Genomic DNA, 19316 nt, shown 5'->3' on the forward strand with positions numbered 1-19316 from the left:
CAAAAAAAAGGACTTCCGTTGAATTACCTGAGTAGGTAATTCCGAAAATCCTCCTTCAATATAACCAGCGTCACTCTTCGCTTCGCACTTTACCGCTACCGGTTCCCATGCCTTCATCCTCTTGGGATACAAACTGTTTCTGTGCTAATTCACGGTATACCGGATGATTGCTAATTAATTCAGCATGTGTTCCGGTTCCAGTAACATGTCCATGCTCCAAAACAACAATCTGATCGGAATCCACCACTGTGGACAACCGGTGTGCGATCACGATCGTAGTTCTGCCTTCCATCAGATTGGACAACGCCTGCTGCACTTCATACTCCGAGGTGCTATCCAGACTGGATGTCGCTTCATCCAACATGAGAATATCCGGACTACGCAGTAAGGCACGAGCAATAGCAATCCGCTGACGTTGGCCCCCGGATAACTTGATTCCCCTCTCGCCCACTTCCGTGTCATAACCCTGAGGAAGCTTGTCAATGAATTCGGCAGAATAGGCCATTTCAGCAGCTCGCCGGATCTCTTCCATCGTGACCTCACGGTTTAATCCGTATGTGATATTGTCTTTGATCGTGCCCGCCATTAGCGGACTTTCCTGAGATACATACCCGATCTTGCTCCGCCAGGAGGATAAGGAATAATCTGTTATCGCTTGTCCCCCATACGAAATATGGCCTGAATCGGGCATATAGAACTGCTCCATCAAGGAGAACAGGGTTGATTTTCCGCTACCGCTTGGGCCTACAATGGCCGTCACCTTGCGTGTAGGAACGGTCAGATTGATCCCGTGCAGCACTTCCTCCCCTGTGACATAGGAAAAGTGTACATCATGGAATACAATCGTCTCATTTCCTTTTGGAGCTAGCTTTGTACTGTTATGCGGCTCTTCCTCATCGACAAGGATCGCTTGTATGCGCTCCGTTGCACCGACGACTTTTTGCAAACGGGAGTATAGCGTCGTGAATTGACCCATTGGCATAATAACCTGGAACAAAAGCAATATGAATGCGACCAGTTCACCCGGTGACAGCATGCCAGACGCTACACGCATTCCCCCCACACCCAGAATAACGACCAATACGGCAGTCATGACAAATGTAAACAAGGGACCGATCAGCGCAAGGATTCGTGCTTCCTGTAAGCCAAAAGCAAACATTTTACGAATCCGGGAATCTCCTGCTTCTGATTCCTGTTTCTCCGTTCCATAGGCTTTCACCAAACGGATCTCACCAATAACCTGACTAAGTACGGACGTTAGACCTGCCATCTCGTCCTGTTGTTTCTTGGAGATATTGTACATCTTCTTACCCACCGGCAACAGAATCAACAGCGTAAGTGGCACCAGACTCAGAATAATGAGCGACATCACCCAATCCAAATAAAACAGTAACGCCACGCCACCTACAACAGCGACAATGTTGGATACAAAAGAAACCAAATAATCCGCGATCAACGTCATGATCTGACTTGTATCATTCGTAATCCGGCTCATGGTATCGCCAGTGCGATTGCGATCAAAATATGGCATTCGCAGCGACAATACCTTGTTCCACAGCTTGGTACGAAGTGTTGCGACCACGCGTTGTCCGGCGTAATTTAACATATAAATGCTGATGCCTGAGGCAATTGCCTGGATCACAAATGCCCCAAGCAATAACAAAATAACAGATTTGTTTAGTGCCGAAGTAGTAAGTCCGTCAATCAGACCTTTGGTCATCAATGGCACGATCAATCCAGCTGTTGTTTGAATCAGGGTTAAAATGAGGGCCAGAATCAGGATCAGTTTTGGCGGGTTCGTGGAAGCGATAAGCTTGACGAAATCCTTAAACCCCTTTTTTCCTACCTTCGGTTCATTCTGCCCTGCTTGTTGCTGCTCTTCCATTCCCGTTCCTCCCGTTCTCCATCTGCTCACCAGAGATCATACGTACGAACTTACATGACGTTGCCTTTTCTTATTACAAAACTCCATGCAGCACGAAATTGGCTAAAAAGAGGATGGAAATGCCATACATGACCACAGGTACCTGTTTACCTTGACCCGCTGCCAGCTTCGCTAGTGGATAGGCAATAAATCCAAACGCCATACCGTCCACGATGCTATATGTAAATGGAATCATGACCATGATCAGAAATGCCGGGAAGGCCTCTGTGAAGTCACCAAAATCCATATCCTTCACACCTTGCACCATCAGGCCACCAATAATGATCAAAATGGGTGCAATCGCACTGTCTGGAATATAACCGAGCAACGGGATGAAGAAAAAGGTCGCCCCAAACAACACGGCTGTAATGAGAGGAGTCAAACCTGTGCGACCACCTGCGGCAATCCCGGCTGTAGTCTCGGCTGCGGCAACTGGAGGACTGCTTCCGAATACGCCTGCCAGCACGGTACTAATCGATAGGGCGCGCAGACTTCCTTTGAACCGCTCCGGACGACCAATCATCTGTGTCTGAGCTGTAATTAATCCGATATTTTCGAACACCACAATCAGCAGTAGCAAAAATACCGCAATCCAGAACGCTACATCAGCCAGCTTCATCAAAGACAATTCGCCAAACAAGCCGCCGTATTGACGCAGCGCATCCATCGCGGATACGGATTCACCTGGGTTCACTGCTCCAAGTACATAGGCCAGGCCAGTCCCGATCAATATACTGATGAGAAGTCCACCCTGTACATTCCGTATAAATAAAATCAAGGCAAGCACCAGCGTAACGCAGGCTGTAATGACATTTGGATCATTGAAGTGCCCAATCGCGACAAACGTAGTTTGATGTGCGATAACGATTCCACTTTTTTGCAAACCAATGAATGTCAGGAACAAACCAATCCCCACCGTAATCCCGTGCTGCAGATTTTTTGGAATCGCTTCGCTGATCATTTTGTATAGTGACGTAAACGCAACAATGGCAAACAATATACCTGTAACGGTTACCACGGCCAGCGCTTCTTGCCAGCTTAATTTCATCGAGTGTACAAGTGTATACGTGAAAAATGCATTAATCCCCATTCCGGGCACAACAATAATCGGTGATTTCCCGCCAAATGCCATGAGCAAACAGCCTGCAATGGACGTCAGCAGGGTTCCAACCATGGCCGCCTGCAAGGGCATTCCGGCATCGGAAAGAATTGTAGCATTGACCATAACGATATAGACCACGGCAAAATAAGAAATGGCTCCCGCCACAACTTCCTTCTTCCACTGGTCTCCTGGCTCCATGCCAAGACGTCTGGTCATCCATCCGTGTTTCATTTCGTTCTATTCCCCTCTCTATATATAAGCTGAATAACTGAGTATTTACACTCTACCACTGCGTGGACAGAACAACCTTCCGATCGCTGTTATCCCCAGATTTTTTGTTTTAATTTTTAAAATGTACAAATCCGGTGATAGCGTATGCTTCCGATGTAGCTTTCTTTCAGAAAGCTTTTAGGCGAACGCTCTGCTTCTTCTGGTTTCTTCTGTCCTCTTCGTTCTTGTGTAAATCTTATTCAGCTTATATGGCTGCAAATTCATTATGTATGTATCATCATTTCGCGCAGCAATCAATATCATACACGGTTTTCACATTGAAGTACATGACGTAGCTCTGACACTTGTCCGGAGATGTAGTTCGGCTATCATGGACGATTGGCGTCCCGATCGCTCTGAGTTCGAAGTATGATCACACAAAAAAGCGCAGATGCCTTATCGGCATCTACGCTGTTCTGTTGGCAGCATATTACTGCTGCTTGTTCTCTGCAATTTCTAACAAATCCTTAACGGCAACACTGACCATAATCAGTCCGGCTACCGGAGGCACGAATGCGTTACTCGCAGGTGGCTGTTTGGCCTTGCGAATTTCCGGTGCATTCTCGGGAACGATTTTCTCTGTAACATCAGCACGCGGTTTCATCGGCTTTTCAGTCGAGAAGACCACTTTCACACCTTTTTTGATGCCGTCTTTGCGAAGTGTCGTACGTACAACACGAGCAATCGGGTCCATGGTCGTTTTAGAAATATCTGCAACCTGGAATTTCGTCGGGTCCATTTTATTTGCCGCACCCATGCTGGAAATCATCGGAATTTTGCGTTTCAGGCACTCTTTAATGAGATGGATTTTGTAGATAATCGTGTCGGATGCATCCAGCACATAATCCAGTTCATATTTGAACAATTCCTCATACGTTTCTTCCGTGTAAAACATATTCAGGGCAATCGCATCACATTCCGGATTGATCAGTTTCACACGTTCCACCATCAGATCCGCTTTTTTCTGCCCTACTGTCGTGGTCAGCGCATGAATCTGGCGGTTAATGTTGGTGATGTCCACTACGTCTTTATCAATCAGGATGATGCGACCTACACCGCTGCGGGCAAGAGCTTCTACAGCTATACCACCTACACCGCCAATACCGAGCACAGCGACTGTACTATTCTTCAATGCGTCCAGACCTTCAGGTCCGATCGCAAGTTCTGTTCTTGAAAATTGATGGAGCATTGAGAATCGATGCCTCCTTTATTTCTTTTCCGCTACCGGTTTACGGGCTACACGGATGTGAAGTTGTTCCAATTGAGAGTCATCCACTTCGGAAGGTGCATTCATCAGCAGATCCGTTGCACTTGCCGTTTTCGGGAAGGCAATCGTTTCACGCAGATTCGTGCGGCCCGCCAGCAACATCACCAAACGGTCGAGACCAAAGGCAATTCCGCCATGCGGTGGAGTTCCATATTCGAATGCTTCCAGCAGATAGCCGAATTTCTCATTCGCTACTTCTGGTGAGAGTCCAAGGGCAGCGAACATTTTCTCCTGAACATCACGTTTGTAGATACGCATCGAACCGCCACCTACTTCATATCCGTTCAAAACAAGGTCATAGGCTTGAGCGCGAATGGCACCCGGATCTGTGTCGAACAGATGTACATCTTCGTCTTTTGGACGTGTGAATGGATGGTGTTCTGCCACATAACGTTTCGCATCTTCATCATATCCGAGGAGTGGGAAGTCCACAACCCAAGCGAATTTGAATTTGCTGTCATCGATCAGTCCGAGTTGACGGCCGATTTTCAGACGCAATGCGCCCAGAACGTCAGCAACCACTTTTTTGGTGTCTGCGGAGAAGAGCAGCAAGTCGCCATCTTCAGCACCTGTACGTTCTTTGACAGCTTCGATTTCTTCAGGCGTGAAGAACTTCACGATTGGCCCTTTGAACTCGCCGTCTTTCACTTGAATCCAAGCCAGACCTTTCGCACCGTAACGTGCAGCAAATGGTCCGAGATCATCGATTTCTTTACGGCTCCATGTGCCACAGCCTTTGGCATTCAGCACTTTCACTTCTCCACCTTTTTCGATGACGGAAGCAAATACTTTCACACCACTGTTCGCTACAATATCGTTCATTTCTACCAGTTCCATACCGAAGCGCAGATCTGGTTTGTCTGAACCGTATTTGCCCATTGCATCTGCATACGTAATCCGTTGGAAAGGTAGTTCCAGCTCAATGCCTTTCGTTTCACGCAGCAATTTGGCCATCAGTTCTTCCATCATTGGCAGCAGGTCATCCTGTTGCAAGAAAGAAGTCTCGATGTCGACTTGAGTGAATTCTGGTTGACGATCTGCACGCAGATCCTCATCCCGGAAACAACGAGCGATCTGATAATAACGCTCAACGCCACCCACCATCAGCAATTGTTTGTAGATTTGTGGGGATTGTGGCAAGGCGAAGAATTCACCTTCATGCACACGGCTCGGTACGAGATAATCACGCGCACCTTCCGGGGAGCTCTTGGTCAGGATTGGTGTTTCCACCTCAACGAACTCTTCTCCATCCAGGTAGTCACGGAACACTTTGGACGCTTTGGAACGCAGTTTCAGTGTTTCGAACATTTCCGGACGACGCAGGTCCAGGTAACGATATTTCAAACGAAGGGATTCATCAACTTCGACACCATCTTCAATGAAAAATGGAGGTGTTTTTGCTGCGTTCAGCACTTCGATTTCTGTAATTTGAACTTCAATTTCGCCTGTAGGCAGGTTTTTGTTAACTGTTTCTGCATCACGTTTAACGACTTTACCCGTTACAGCGATAACATACTCGCTACGTACGCGATCTGCGATTTGCAGAGCTTCACCGGAATAAGCCGGGTTAAAGACAACTTGTACAATCCCGCTGCGGTCACGCAGATCGATGAAAAGTACGCCCCCCAAGTCACGACGGGTTTGAACCCAACCATTCAATGTTACTGTTTCACCGATGTGTGCGGGTGTTAATGCGCCGCAATGATGACTTCTTTTCATAACCAAACTCCTCATTATGTGAATTTCCGTTCTGTATGGGCAGTTAGTGCCTGCTCTTCAACAGTCCGGTTACGTGTAGACCATGTATTCGAAAAGGCATGTTACCTCTGGCTCGCCAACTTCCGATTAATTGGAATCATTGGTAAACCTCAGTAATTTTGCCGGATCAATTGTGTTACTCGAAAGTTTTGATCTTAATGTCACACTTCGTGCTTATTTTCCTTCTCGAATTGCCGTTACCAGATCATCAAGCTTCACGGTTTGTTGCTCACCCGTGTCCATCGACTTGAGGGCGATCTCACCACGCTCCAGTTCGTCATCACCAAGGATGGCAGTATAGCGGGATTTGAAACGGTCAGCTGATTTCATCTGAGCTTTCATCTTACGGCCCAGATAATCACGTTCACCAGACAGTCCAGACTGACGAAGTTTAAACAACAGACGGTTCACTTCACGATCAGCTGCCTCTCCCAGAGCAACAAAGTACACATCCAGTGGAGCCAGTGTAGTAACCTCAATATTTTGATGCTCCAGAATCAGTTGAATGCGCTCCAGGCCAATACCGAAGCCGATACCCGGCTGATCAGGTCCACCGATATCTCCAACAAGACCATTGTATCGGCCACCGCCGCCAACCGTATCAATCGCTCCAATCCCTTGGGCTTTTAATTCAAACGCAGTTAGGGTGTAATAATCCAAGCCCCGTACCAGACGATTGTTCACAGCATAATCTACTCCGAAATCATCCAGGTATGCCTGCAGCTTGGCAAAGTGATTCAAAGACTCTTCATCCAGGCTATCCAGTATGGACGGTGCCCCTACGAATTTGTCCTGATCGACTTTGCAGTCGAGTACACGCAACGGATTACGCTCCATGCGGGACTGACAATCCTTACACAGGCTGTCTTTCATCGGTCTGAGGAACCCAAGTAACGTCTCGCGGTATTCTGCACGACTGGTCGAGTTACCAACAGAGTTAATCTCCACTTTAACATCCTTCAAGCCGAGCTCTACACACAACTGGTAGCCCAGTGCAATTACTTCGGCATCAATCGCCGGGTCCAGCGCACCGATGGCTTCTACACCAAACTGGTGGAACTGACGCTGACGGCCTGCTTGCGGACGCTCATACCGGAACATTGGACCGATGTAATACAGCTTGCTCACATCCGGTTCGCCGTAGATTTTATTCTCTACATACGCACGGACTACACCAGCTGTTCCCTCCGGACGAAGAGTCATGCTGCGATTGCCTTTGTCATCAAAGGTATACATTTCTTTCTCAACGATATCGGTAGTTTCTCCTACACCGCGTACAAATAAAGAAGTCTGTTCGAAGATCGGTGTACGAATCTCGCGGTAATTAAACCGTCGACACAGATCTCGTGCTTTTTCTTCTACATACTGCCATTTCTCGACAACTCCAGGCAGTAAGTCCTGCGTTCCAGTCGGTTTTTGAAAAGCCATCTTGATCCCTCCAGCATTGATTTTTTTCTCTAAAAGTTAAAAAATTCTACACGTGATCACTGCGCGGGCAGAACAACCTTACAATCGCTGTTATCCCCAGATTTTTTAAATTTTCATTCTAAATGTGGAAATCCGGTGATAGCATATGCTTCCGATGCAGCTTTCTTTCAGAAAGCTTTTAGGCGAACGCTTCGCTTTTACAGTTTTTTTCTGCCCTCTCCGTTTTCGTGTATTTCTTTTAAATCAACTTATATAACAAAAAAATCCCTCGCCCTGTCGCTGTGTATACAGCAAACAAAGGGACGAGAGATTGTGTAATATACATTCACCCGTGGTACCACCCACATTCCGGAAACCTGACACTTTAGCCGTTCAGGTGATCTCTGGTGATTCAGGATTGTCAAACTCACCTGGATCAAACAGATATTCCGCTCTACGTGTAACGCACGTCCTGCGCAGGCCGGCTACTGGTCAACAGATCCTGTCTGCTGTGTTCGCCGTCTGTTCTCGGGGAAGTCATTCGTCCGCTCATCACGAGAATCCTTACAGCCTGGGGATTCCTCTCTGGTCATGTGGGCACGGAGTACTTGGTCCCGTCATCAAATCAGTAATATAGTTCAAAAATCGACTTGTATTGACTCTAGTCAACGTATTATTTTCTGATTGTAATGAACCGCAGTACTAAAGTCAAGGGTTAACACGAAAAGATAGCACTAAAAAAATTTACTCACACGCTATACGGGACGGGGAGTCAACAGAAATCACGGCTAATAGAAGCTGGATTCCTCCAATGAATTCCAACCTCTATTGCTTCATAACTCTATTGTTTCAGCATCCACTTCAGCAGATCCGGCACACTCGCCCACAGACGGGAGTGCATAATGACATATTCAATCGCTTCGTCGGAATCGCCCATTCCGACAAAATCAGGAAGGTTATGCGGCAGCCGCTTCAAACCCAGCAGGTAATCAGGCACATGCTTGTTCACACCCCGAGCCACACGGTACAGCATTTTGAGCTGGGAGGTGATTCCGTTCTTCTTATACTCCAGAATGATCTGGTCATAGGCAAAGGCTGCAGCGGCGTCACCTTTTCCATACTTCTCCAGCAATTGCTCTGCCTGCTTCAATTGGTTGCTGTACAAATACACAGCAACGAGCAGGTAACGCGCTCCTGTATTATCTGCCGTATTAAGCTCTAGAATATGCTCCAGAATTTGTGCCGCTTCTTTGGTATCTCCGCCAAACCAGCAAGATTCGGCGTAGCTTTTGCATATCCGGATATATGGACGAGTCTCATGAAGCCCCCAGAAGTCCCCTTTGTTCTTCTTAAAAAACAGTTCACCCAGTTCGCGTTCGCCAGCAGCGATTCCGGCCTTGAGGTAAGCTCGTGCATCATGCTCATTGTCCGATTCCTCAGCCAGAATGAGATACGCATCAGAGCTGTCAGGATACATCTCAAGCGCCGTTTCTGCCAGCTGTACTCTCCGTTTCGAAGAACTGGCTTCCAGCGCCTTAGACAGCAGAGCCTGCGCTTTGTCCTTCGATTTGCCTGGGCTGTTCAGGATCATCAGCTCGTCCGTTTCGCCACCCATGCCGTATTCTTCGATGTAATTATACATCTCCTTAACCTTCCGAGAGATCGTCCCTGTCGTTACCTCATATTTATCCGCCAGCTCTGCCTTTGAGACATTGAAGCCGTATTCCTCGGACAGTAAATATTCAATTGCGGCACAGAATGAGCCTGTCTTCTTCACAGTAGGGCGAGTCTGGCGGGAATACCCGTTCCATAGCACCAGAGCTTCCAAAATCAGCTCCCGCTCGTATTCGTTCCTCATGTTCTCAATAAGCTGCAAAGCCAGCTGTTCGTGAGTCGGATGCTCCCATTTCAGTTCGTTCGCCACCATCTTTTTCAGCTTGGTCAGGGTCAGCTTGCTCTCAGGCTGAGCCGAAGTTTCCTGAACAGGCTGCTCCGTTGATATCAGTTGCAGTATGGATTCTACCGTAGAGGATTCCTTGTTCAGACAACATTTCTTATATTTTCTCCCACTTCCGCATGGGCATATATCATTTCTTCCAACCTTACTCAAAACTAATTCCCCCTTAAATCTGTCACCAGCCATTCGAATGAGGACACTGTTGCTATAGTATGATAGGTGTCATTTCTCAAACGAGGCATTCTATATAACTTACCATTGTTTCTTGAACATACTGATGTTTATGAATAAAATCGGCTTTAGATTATTCAAAATCCATTTCTCTATTCTAGCAAAAATTTATAAAAAGAGGTAAGATTCGCTTCACTTCCCCCAAAACATATACATTCTCACCCAAAAAAATAGCCTGCACACGGTGTGCAGGCTCAAAGGATATATAAAAAAAGGGGGTCATGTGTGTTATTATAAGCCCACTATGTTAAAGGCTCATGTAACTAATATTACAGTAATATTACAAAAATGATAGCGCTTTATAATTATGTTTTATAATATACTCATGATTAAAAAGCCCTTGCACATCGCTCGACTCTATAGTCAAGCAGTGCAAGGGCCAAGAAGTATCTACACGTTAATTCAACTCTTCCACATAGGCATGGTTGGAACGAAGCTTATGAACAATCTCTTCATAATCCTCATCCCTTACTTTGGCAGACAGAACATAATGCAGATCATCATAATCGGCCGAGGACACGTCCGCAGCATCCAGCATGTCACCATCCTCATTCACTCTGTCACGAGAATCCCGTTCTGCATCACGATCCACATTGGCTACCACAGGGATCACATTTTCGCTGGCTGGAACACCTGGGGCTGCACCCACACCCATTGCCCCGTTGGTGCCTACACCACCTGCTGTATTATATGGCACCAATGGTACCATCACACGCGTGTCTCTACCTACTGCACTGTCGAGTTGACCTACTTCCAAATGCTCTGTACGGAACGTCTGAAGAGAAGTTCTTGCTCCCTCTGCCTCGTCTTCGGTTCGAAAATACGCCTGAATATGTTTTGTCATGTCAAACCCTCCTTTTTCGGAATGAAATGCAACGTGAAGTTTGTAAACGTCACGATGTAACGTAGTTAAGATACATCCATGTATGTCCGTTGAACTGGGTGAAGTTAAATAACTTTTAACAGTTCACGTACAAAAGCTGGCTCATCTTCAGGCGTTCGGGATGTAATATAGTTTCCATCCACAACGGCCTCATGATCCTTGAACTCTGCCCCTGCGTTTACCATGTCATCCTTAAGCGGCGGATAGGATGTAATTGTGCGGCCTTTCAACAGACCAGCACTTGCCAAAATCTGCGGACCGTGGCAGATCGCTGCGATTGGTTTCTTCGCACTGTTGATCTCGGTGACAAACTTCAAGATGTGCGCATCACTTCGCAAATTCTCAGGGGATGATCCACCAGGAATCACGACTGCATCATAATCTGAAGCAGATGCATCACCAATCGCCTTATCTGTGGTGTAGGAGGCCTTTCCTCCCTTACCTTTAAGGGTCTCACCGGCTTTTAATCCGATAATCTCCACTTCATGTCCAGCTTTTTTTACTTCGTCATACGGAACCTGCATCTCCGAATCTTCAAAGTCATTCGCCAATAAAAAAGCAACTTTACTCATAACGTATGTTCTCCTTTCCGTGTTCGAACTATCTTAAGGAATCGGGTCTTGCAGTACATTGGCACTCCATTGTGCCTCATTTTGTTATTACCCTTACCTGAGCAATTTATAACAACTCCATTTGTATTCATTGATGAAAATTGCAGAAGTTAAGACTAGAAAACAATAACACACGACAAAAAGCCCTGATTCGATAACGAACCAGAACTTTTGTTATATCTGTACAGACATTCAAGATCGCGGAAGATGACTTTGCTTCCCTTTGTCTGAATCCTGAAGTGCCCAGATCGTTGCAACACATTCAGCTGCCGCACGGGCAAGGTGCAATGATTCATACAGGTTGCCAGGGAATACCAAAGGTTCCGTACGGGTACGTGTTTCTTTCGCAGACTGGCGCATAATTGGTTGGATACTCCTTTGATCATGAAATAGTCATCAACGAATTATCCTTCATTATGGCCTACACTCCATGAAATTATGCACGTGGTTCCTGACGAACCGGACTTTCAATCATCAAAGTCACCGGTCCCCAGTTGGTAAACGTCACATCCATCATCGCTCCGAAACGGCCAGTTTCAACTTGAATGCCTTTATCACGTAGTAGCTGATTGAACGTTTCATACAACAGTTCTGCAGCTTCGGGTCGGGCCGCAGCCGCAAAGCTCGGACGTTTCCCTTTGCGACAATCCCCGTACAGGGTGAACTGGGAAACAGACAGTACAGCACCGCCTACATCAAGCAGACTGAGGTTCATCTTCTCCTGCTCATCCTCAAAAATCCGTAACCCACTAATTTTGTCAGCCAGATACTGGGCATCCTTCCCGGTGTCCTCGTGGGTAATGCCCACAAGCAGCATTAATCCGGATTCGATCTTACCCGTCAGCTCGTCTCCCACGGTAACCTGAGCCTCTTTACAGCGTTGTACAAGCACCCTCATCTTACAGGCTCCTTACTGCATGATCCGATGCACCGAATAGACATCTTTCACCCGTTTGATCCGTTCTACAACGGATTGCAGATGATCCGTATTACGAATCAGAATGGTCACGTGCACCAATGCTAATTTATTTTTATCTGTCCGTCCCGTGACGGCAGAAATATTTGTTTTACTTTCGGAAACAGCCTGAAGCACCTCATTAAGCAACCCATTGCGATCATGGCCTGTAATCTCAATATCTACACTGTAGTTGGCTTCAATATTCTCTTCCCACTCGACCTCGATAACACGAGCTGCTTCTTCTCCATCTGCACTTGACGGGATATTCGGACAGTCACTCCGGTGAACAGAAACGCCACGTCCCCGTGTAACATAACCGATGATATCATCCCCAGGTACAGGATTACAGCACCGTGCAAAACGAACAAGCAAGTTATCAATGCCTTTGACACGAATGCCATTGGTTGGACGATTTTTGCGTTCAGGGGCAGGCTTAAGCTCGCGCATCTCGGAATTTAATTCCAGCAAACTGGACTCTTCCTGCTCTTTACGCAGTTTTTCGGTTGCTTTGGTTACGATCTGTGCAGCGGTAATCCCACCGAATCCAACAGCCGCAAGCATGTCCTCAATATCGTTAAACGCATATTTTTTGGCAGCTTCCATCAACTTGTCATCCGTCATCCACGCAGAAGGATCAAGCCCCATGCGTTTCAGTTCACGCTCACAGCTCTCCCGACCTTTTTCAACGTTTTCTTCACGGCGTTCCTTCTTGAACCATTGCTTGATCTTAGCTCGTGCATGAGATGATTTCGCAATTTTCATCCAGTCCTGGCTCGGTCCGTAAGAATGTTTGGACGTCAAAATTTCGATGATATCGCCTGTCTTCAGATGGTAATCGAGCGGAACAATTCGACCGTTCACTTTGGCACCAATGGTGCGATTACCAACCTCCGTATGGATTCGGTAAGCAAAATCCAAAGGAACAGAGCCAATCGGCAATTCGATGACTTCTCCTTTTGGCGTAAATACAAATACCAGATCCGAGAAGAAATCCATCTTGAGCGATTCTACAAATTCTGACGCATCCTGTGCTTCGTTTTGAAGTTCAAGAATTTCACGGAAGAACGTAATTTTATCTTCAAGATGATTTCCATTCGCAGCGCCTTCTTTGTAAGCCCAGTGAGCAGCAATACCAAATTCAGCTGTCCGGTGCATATCCCATGTCCGGATCTGCACTTCCGTTGGTTCACCATTGGGACCGACTACCGTTGTATGCAGCGATTGATACATATTCGCCTTAGGCATTGCAATATAGTCCTTAAAGCGTCCAGGCATCGGTTTCCATAGCGTGTGTATAATGCCCAAAGTAGCATAACAATCCTTGATATTATCCACAATAATACGGATGGCAAGCAGGTCATAAATTTCGTTAAACTGCTTGTTTTTGGTGGTCATTTTCTTAAACACGCTGTAGATATGTTTCGGGCGGCCTGAAAGGTCTGCCTGAATTCCCATCTCATCGAGCTTGTTCGTAATTCCGTCCATAACCGTATCAATATATTGTTCACGTTCCGCACGTTTTTTGTGCATCAGGTTCGCAATTCGGTAGTACTGCTGCGGATTCAAATAACGGAGGGCGATGTCCTCCATTTCCCATTTGATTGCAGAGATACCCAACCGGTTCGCAATCGGACAGAAAATCTCCAGCGTCTCATAAGAGATCCGGCGCTGGCTTTCTTCCGACTGAAACTTAAGTGTCCGCATATTGTGCAGACGGTCAGCCAATTTAATCACGATGACACGGATGTCCTGCGCCATGGCGATGAACATTTTGCGGTAGTTCTCGTTCTGCTGTTCTTCCTTGGAGCGAAACTGAATACGTTCCAGCTTCGTCAAGCCGTCAACAAGCATGGCACACGTATTGCCGAAATGATTGCGGATCTCTTCAAGTGAAACCGTAGTATCCTCTACTACATCATGAAGAAGCGCTGCTATTATGGAGATGGTGTCCATCTGCATGTTCACAACGATGTCGGCAACCGCAAGCGGATGCAGAATATACGGTTCTCCCGATTTTCGCGTCTGTCCATGGTGGGCCTGATCAGCAAATTCATAAGCTTCTCGTATGCGCACCAGATCGGGTTCTTTGATATATGCCCCGGCCTTCTCGAGTAATTGCTCTATGCCCATTCTGATCTGTTCCGTGTCCTTTCTATACCAAATGGAACCCGTGACAATGTCTCAACACAGGTTCCCCGTAAAAGTAATTTCCTATAATTATGACGCTTCGCCCGTTTCCCGTCAACTACTGACGAATAAGAGTACTTATCCAATTTTTATATTGATGATCTGCACTACTTCTAAATACTTCCCCTACGGACGACAAGTGATTGAATATGTTTCTTAATTCTTATGTATTATTGCCGTTATTTGCTGAAATAGAAGGAAATTTCATGAAAATATAAATCCCATCGCTCAGCTACGTCAAAAATGTTATTGCTTAATTAGGAGAAACTCTGTAATCTATTGAAAGTTTGTGTTTCGGAAAAGGAGATGAAATTCATTGCAACGCGAAATTCAGGTTAATCAAAAGATGCCACTCGGCTCAGGTTCACTGCTTAGCCTTCAGCATTTGTTCGCCATGTTTGGCAGCACAGTGCTTGTACCGAACCTGTTCGGTGTCGATCCAAGTATGATCCTGCTGATGAACGGAATTGGAACATTGTTGTACATACTAATGTGTAAAGGAAAGATCCCCGCATACCTTGGGTCCAGTTTTGCCTTTATTGCTCCTGTCACTTCGGTATTGAAAACACATCCAGAGAACGGTTATTCCATGGCACTTGGAGCTTTTATCATAACAGGTATTGTTTTCTGCCTTGTGGCTCTCATTATTAAATATGCCGGAACAGGATGGATCAACGTTGTATTCCCACCAGCAGTTATGGGTGCCATCGTTGCTCTGATCGGTCTGGAGCTTGTACCTGTTGCAGCTGGTATGGCCGGATTAATTAATTCCGATCCTGTAGCTAACCCCAACTGGTTCCCTCAGGCGAAACCCATTATTCTCTCCATGGCCACGCTCGGGATCACTGTCATTGGGGCCGTGACGTTTCGTGGATTCCCCAAAATCATTCATATTCTAATCGGAATTGTAGCCGGTTATGTATTAGGTAATTTTATGGGTCTGGTTGATAAACAAGCTATTGGAAAAGCTGATTTCATCTCACTGCCAACTGTAACCACACCTACATTTGACTGGTCCGTGATTTTCACCATTTTACCTGTAGCGCTTGTGGTAATCGTTGAACATATTGGCCATTTGCTTGTAACGAGTAGCATTGTAGGCAAAGACTTGTCGAAAGACCCTGGGCTTCATCGTTCCCTGCTGGGTAACGGTGTCTCCACCATTCTGTCCGGGTTTGTAGGATCAACTCCCAATACAACTTATGGTGAGAACATCGGTGTTATGGCACTGACTCGCGTGTACTCCACATATGTCATCGGAGGCGCAGCGGTTATTGCAATCGTATTCTCCTTCTCAGGAACATTCTCGGCGCTTGTAGCCAACATTCCTGTGCCCGTTATGGGTGGCGTATCCCTGCTTCTGTTCGGGGTTATTGCGGCATCCGGTCTGCGTATTCTGGTTGAACAGAAAGTGGATTTTGCCAAACCAACCAATCTGTTGCTTACAACACTTGTACTGGTCATCGGGTTGAGTGGTACAGAAGTTATCTTCTACGGCGTTCATCTAAAAGGGATGGCACTGGCAACCATCGTTGGAATCATGATGAGCTTGTTGTTTAAGCTGTTTGAAGTGCTGGGTTGGTTGAATGAAGACTCCAGAAAACAGCCTGTCACTGAAAAAACGCACGATTAATTCTTTCACATATATAGTAAAAAAAAGCCTGTTCTCTTCAACCTTAAAGGATGAGTAACAGGCTTTTTGATAATCATTAATGCTGTATATTATTTCCCGGGAAACGGAAAAGCAATTCATGTTTCATCACAGCAGTGCATGTGGAGATTTAAGCTTAATAGTTCATCAATGTGAATACATCGATTTCAGGCAATTTAGAACGACCGTTCAGATCAGACAGCTCGATCAGGAAGGCAGCACCGACAACTTTTCCGCCCAATTGTTCAATCAAGTTGATGGAAGTCGCAATCGTCCCACCCGTTGCGAGCAGATCATCTGCGATCAGGACATTTTGACCTTTCTCAATCGCATCTGTGTGCATAGCGAGTGTATCCTTGCCATACTCGAGATCATAACCGACTTCAATCGTCTCTCCAGGCAGTTTTCCACTTTTGCGAATCGGAGCAAAGCCGACACCAAGAGCGTATGCCAGAGGGGCGCCCACAACGAAACCACGCGCTTCAGGTCCAGCAATGACGTCAATTTTGAGATCAGAAACCATCACTTTCAGTTCATTGATCGCATTACGGTACATTTCTCCATCTTTCAACAATGTCGTAATGTCCTTAAAGCTGATTCCCGGTTGTGGAAAGTCAGGGATGACACGAATATAATCTTTAAACTCCAAAATAATCTCCTCCTAAAATAAATACACAAACTTCCATCTAAGATACGCCCTTCATCCGGGATATCATCCATTGTGTCAGTTGCGGCGTGGATGCATCCAGCATCACCTGTTCTGTCTCCGCCATGCTTTCGAGCGCCTGATAATGACGTGAAGCGGTTAGTTCACGTTTAGGCGGGTTATCCACAAACGCAATTTTGCCGTTATCACGGGTAATGAAGGATAACTCTTCGAATACATCCAACATCATCGTAATCATGCGCGGCGAACAACCACACTGACGACTGAGCACAGGAGTAATCTCTTGTTCCTCCACGGGTTCAGCTTTCCATTTCAACACCTGCATATAAATACGCTTGAAGAGTTCTCTGGAAGGCATCTGAAGGCGATCTCGGCGGTTGCCTGATCCGTGCAGAAGGATGATATTCTCTGCTCCACTGAACAAAGCCAGCATGGCATCAAGTTGTTCCGGGGTTTCCGGCGTATCAAACACAAATAACGTCCGGACTTGTTCCTGTCCATAATGCTGCGCAGCAGCGTTACACGGAAATAACCCGACCTTTCTATCATATACCCAAAGGCAAGGTTCATACAATGAATTTCCCTCGGAAACGTCTGTTTCTTTCCGAACAATAACACCAACAGAACCTGATTTGTATCGCAGATGCACCTCAAGTGAGCTCAAGAACTGCTTCATCGCATTCAATGGCTCGGTATTACCGCGCAAATCAAACACCTGGACCTGAGGAACATGTATGTCCTGGAGCATCAGTTGGGGTTTTCTCATCCCATTCCACTCATTGATGGACAGTTCTCCCATCACATCAATTACGGTACCTGGGAGAATGAACTCAGCTAATGCTCCCTTGCCAAAAGCGACGGTTTCCAGTTGCTGACCACCCTGTTCAAGTACCAGTTTCAGATGGCGTTTCTCTCGTCCCATCGTTCTGGTTTCCTTCACTGTCACACTTCTCAATACAAACCGCGGCGAAGGATTGCTCATCCCGAAAGGCTGTAATCGGTCGATCTCCTGGATTACTTTCAGCGGAACATCACTGATTCTGCATTCATCATCCGCAAGACGCTGAGGTACATAGTCCTCTTCGGTCAACACGATTGCAGCAAACTCATTCAAGCCAGCTTCAAGTTCTTCCAGCTGATCCCGATGCAGGGTCATACCTGCTGCAGCCGGATGTCCCCCGTAATGGTCCAAGGTGTGTTTATTGACTGTCAGTGCCTCATAGATATCCAAGCCCTCAATGGAGCGCGCAGAGCCTTTGCAGACACCACTCTCTGGATCAATCCCAAGAATAAGTGTAGGTCGGTAATAGCGGTCCAGCAATTTGGAAGCCACAATACCAACCACTCCAACATTCCAGCCCTCACCAGCCAATACGATAACATCTGGAACTGATCCTGAACGAAGCTGTATCTTTTGTTCCAACTGTGCCGTTGCTTCTTGTAGTATGCCCTCTACGACTTGCTGACGTTCCCGGTTCAATAGATCAAGCTGTCCGGCAAGCGTATGAGCTTCATCCAGATTCTCGGTTGTGAGCAGCGACACCGCCCGTCCCGCATGATCCAAACGTCCACTGGCATTAATACGCGGTGCCATGGCAAAGGCAATATTAGTCGAAGTCACCTGACTCTGATCCACACCACTGATTTCAAGCAATGCACTTACACCGGGAAGACGCGAACCACGCATAGATTCTATTCCATAACTAACGATAACCCGATTTTCACCTTCCAAAGGCATCAGATCGGCAACCGTGCCAATAGCGGCAATCTCCATCCATTCACCGGGCACTTCCCCGATCAATGCCTGAGCCAGTTTTAAGGCTACTCCCGCACCTGCCAAACCTTTAAAAGGATACGGACATCCCGGAAGTTTCGGATTAATAAGTGTATAGGCTTCCGGTAAAATTTCAGGCGGCTCGTGGTGGTCTGTAACAATGACTTCGATGCCGAGCGTTGCCGCATAGGCAATCTGTTCAACAGCACTGATTCCGGTATCCACGGTAATAATTAATGAAACGCCTTGCTGATGGGCCCAATCCAACGCATGGTTGTGCAACCCATACCCTTCATTCGAGCGATGAGGGATATATATATCATACGAGGCCCCAAGATGACGCATCAGGTGGATCATCAGCGATGTACTGGATACGCCATCGGCGTCATAATCCCCATAGATTAAAATATGTTCTTCCCGCTCCAAAGCCAGCTTGATCCGAGGTACAGCTTCATTCATGCCGAGTAGCAGATACGGATCATGCATCTGATTCAGATCAGGATGCAAAAAACGTTCGGCCTCCTTCTCATTGTGCACTCCTCGACTCACAAGCAAACGTCCCACAAGGGGTGAAACGGAAAGCGCCTGCGAGAGTCCCGCAGCCGCCTCCAAATCGATATTCGGTGTATTCCACCGGTATTGCGAATAAAGCAATGATAACGCTCCTTT

Annotated in this window: 14 protein-coding genes; 1 reads left to right on the forward strand and 13 read right to left on the reverse strand. The window is 46.6% G+C overall.

All coding sequences use genetic code 11. The annotated features are described in order from the left end of the window. Nucleotides 1-70: 70 nt before the first annotated feature. The 11 genes from AC1S8V_RS23140 to AC1S8V_RS23190 all read right to left on the reverse strand — a co-directional run bounded on the left by AC1S8V_RS23140 (nt 71) and on the right by AC1S8V_RS23190 (nt 14498). Entirely contained in the window at nt 71-1885 is a 1815-nt protein-coding gene (locus AC1S8V_RS23140) for an ABC transporter ATP-binding protein (protein ID WP_482070945.1), read from the reverse strand. A 73-nt stretch (nt 1886-1958) separates the two neighbouring features. Continuing rightward, nucleotides 1959-3257: an NCS2 family permease gene (locus tag AC1S8V_RS23145; RefSeq protein WP_482070946.1), complete on the reverse strand. Its 1299-nt coding sequence runs from the start codon at nt 3255-3257 to the stop codon at nt 1959-1961. A 469-nt stretch (nt 3258-3726) separates the two neighbouring features. Next, nucleotides 3727-4485, reverse strand: a complete 759-nt coding sequence (locus tag AC1S8V_RS23150) for a tRNA threonylcarbamoyladenosine dehydratase (protein ID WP_482070947.1) — start codon at nt 4483-4485, stop codon at nt 3727-3729. An 18-nt stretch (nt 4486-4503) separates the two neighbouring features. After that, nucleotides 4504-6282, reverse strand: coding sequence for an aspartate--tRNA ligase (gene aspS, locus AC1S8V_RS23155; protein WP_076329184.1), 1779 nt, complete (start codon nt 6280-6282; stop codon nt 4504-4506). A gap of 213 nt (nt 6283-6495) precedes the next feature. Then, entirely contained in the window at nt 6496-7749 is a 1254-nt protein-coding gene (hisS, locus tag AC1S8V_RS23160) for a histidine--tRNA ligase (RefSeq protein ID WP_192133253.1), read from the reverse strand. 820 nt (nt 7750-8569) lie between these two features. Further along, a complete protein-coding gene (locus AC1S8V_RS23165; RefSeq protein WP_482070948.1) occupies nt 8570-9838 on the reverse strand; it encodes an SEC-C metal-binding domain-containing protein in 1269 nt (422 codons plus the stop codon). Nucleotides 9839-10313: 475 nt separating this feature from the next. Beyond that, a complete protein-coding gene (locus AC1S8V_RS23170; protein ID WP_482070949.1) occupies nt 10314-10760 on the reverse strand; it encodes a hypothetical protein in 447 nt (148 codons plus the stop codon). A gap of 104 nt (nt 10761-10864) precedes the next feature. Beyond that, a complete protein-coding gene (locus tag AC1S8V_RS23175; protein WP_036616900.1) occupies nt 10865-11371 on the reverse strand; it encodes a type 1 glutamine amidotransferase domain-containing protein in 507 nt (168 codons plus the stop codon). A gap of 231 nt (nt 11372-11602) precedes the next feature. Beyond that, nucleotides 11603-11770, reverse strand: a complete 168-nt coding sequence (locus AC1S8V_RS23180) for a hypothetical protein (RefSeq protein ID WP_482070950.1) — start codon at nt 11768-11770, stop codon at nt 11603-11605. 76 nt (nt 11771-11846) lie between these two features. Further along, nucleotides 11847-12308: a D-aminoacyl-tRNA deacylase gene (dtd, locus tag AC1S8V_RS23185; protein ID WP_482070951.1), complete on the reverse strand. Its 462-nt coding sequence runs from the start codon at nt 12306-12308 to the stop codon at nt 11847-11849. A 12-nt stretch (nt 12309-12320) separates the two neighbouring features. Further along, on the reverse strand, nt 12321-14498 hold the full coding sequence (locus AC1S8V_RS23190; RefSeq protein ID WP_482070952.1) for a RelA/SpoT family protein: 2178 nt from the start codon (nt 14496-14498) through the stop codon (nt 12321-12323). A gap of 373 nt (nt 14499-14871) precedes the next feature. Between AC1S8V_RS23190 and uraA the strand changes: the two genes are divergently transcribed. Continuing rightward, entirely contained in the window at nt 14872-16188 is a 1317-nt protein-coding gene (gene uraA / locus AC1S8V_RS23195) for a uracil permease (RefSeq protein ID WP_482070953.1), read from the forward strand. 154 nt (nt 16189-16342) lie between these two features. On the opposite strand, the gene AC1S8V_RS23200 is transcribed toward uraA, so the two are convergent. Then, a complete protein-coding gene (locus tag AC1S8V_RS23200) occupies nt 16343-16855 on the reverse strand; it encodes an adenine phosphoribosyltransferase (protein ID WP_482070954.1) in 513 nt (170 codons plus the stop codon). A 37-nt stretch (nt 16856-16892) separates the two neighbouring features. Next, a complete protein-coding gene (recJ, locus tag AC1S8V_RS23205) occupies nt 16893-19301 on the reverse strand; it encodes a single-stranded-DNA-specific exonuclease RecJ (RefSeq protein WP_482070955.1) in 2409 nt (802 codons plus the stop codon). Nucleotides 19302-19316: the final 15 nt, after the last annotated feature.

It is taken from the genome of Paenibacillus sp. B46(2026) (assembly GCF_056786355.1).

Excerpts from the sequence above, each read along its gene's own strand:
- AC1S8V_RS23140 (WP_482070945.1), bottom strand. The coding sequence starts at position 1,885 with ATGGAAGAGCAGCAACAAGCAGGGCAGAATGAACCGAAGGTAGGAAAA.
- AC1S8V_RS23145 (WP_482070946.1), bottom strand. The coding sequence starts at position 3,257 with ATGAAACACGGATGGATGACCAGACGTCTTGGCATGGAGCCAGGAGAC.
- AC1S8V_RS23150 (WP_482070947.1), bottom strand. The coding sequence starts at position 4,485 with ATGCTCCATCAATTTTCAAGAACAGAACTTGCGATCGGACCTGAAGGT.
- aspS (WP_076329184.1), bottom strand. The coding sequence starts at position 6,282 with ATGAAAAGAAGTCATCATTGCGGCGCATTAACACCCGCACACATCGGT.
- hisS (WP_192133253.1), bottom strand. The coding sequence starts at position 7,749 with ATGGCTTTTCAAAAACCGACTGGAACGCAGGACTTACTGCCTGGAGTT.
- AC1S8V_RS23170 (WP_482070949.1), bottom strand. The coding sequence starts at position 10,760 with ATGACAAAACATATTCAGGCGTATTTTCGAACCGAAGACGAGGCAGAG.
- AC1S8V_RS23175 (WP_036616900.1), bottom strand. The coding sequence starts at position 11,371 with ATGAGTAAAGTTGCTTTTTTATTGGCGAATGACTTTGAAGATTCGGAG.
- AC1S8V_RS23180 (WP_482070950.1), bottom strand. The coding sequence starts at position 11,770 with ATGCGCCAGTCTGCGAAAGAAACACGTACCCGTACGGAACCTTTGGTA.
- dtd (WP_482070951.1), bottom strand. The coding sequence starts at position 12,308 with ATGAGGGTGCTTGTACAACGCTGTAAAGAGGCTCAGGTTACCGTGGGA.
- AC1S8V_RS23190 (WP_482070952.1), bottom strand. The coding sequence starts at position 14,498 with ATGGGCATAGAGCAATTACTCGAGAAGGCCGGGGCATATATCAAAGAA.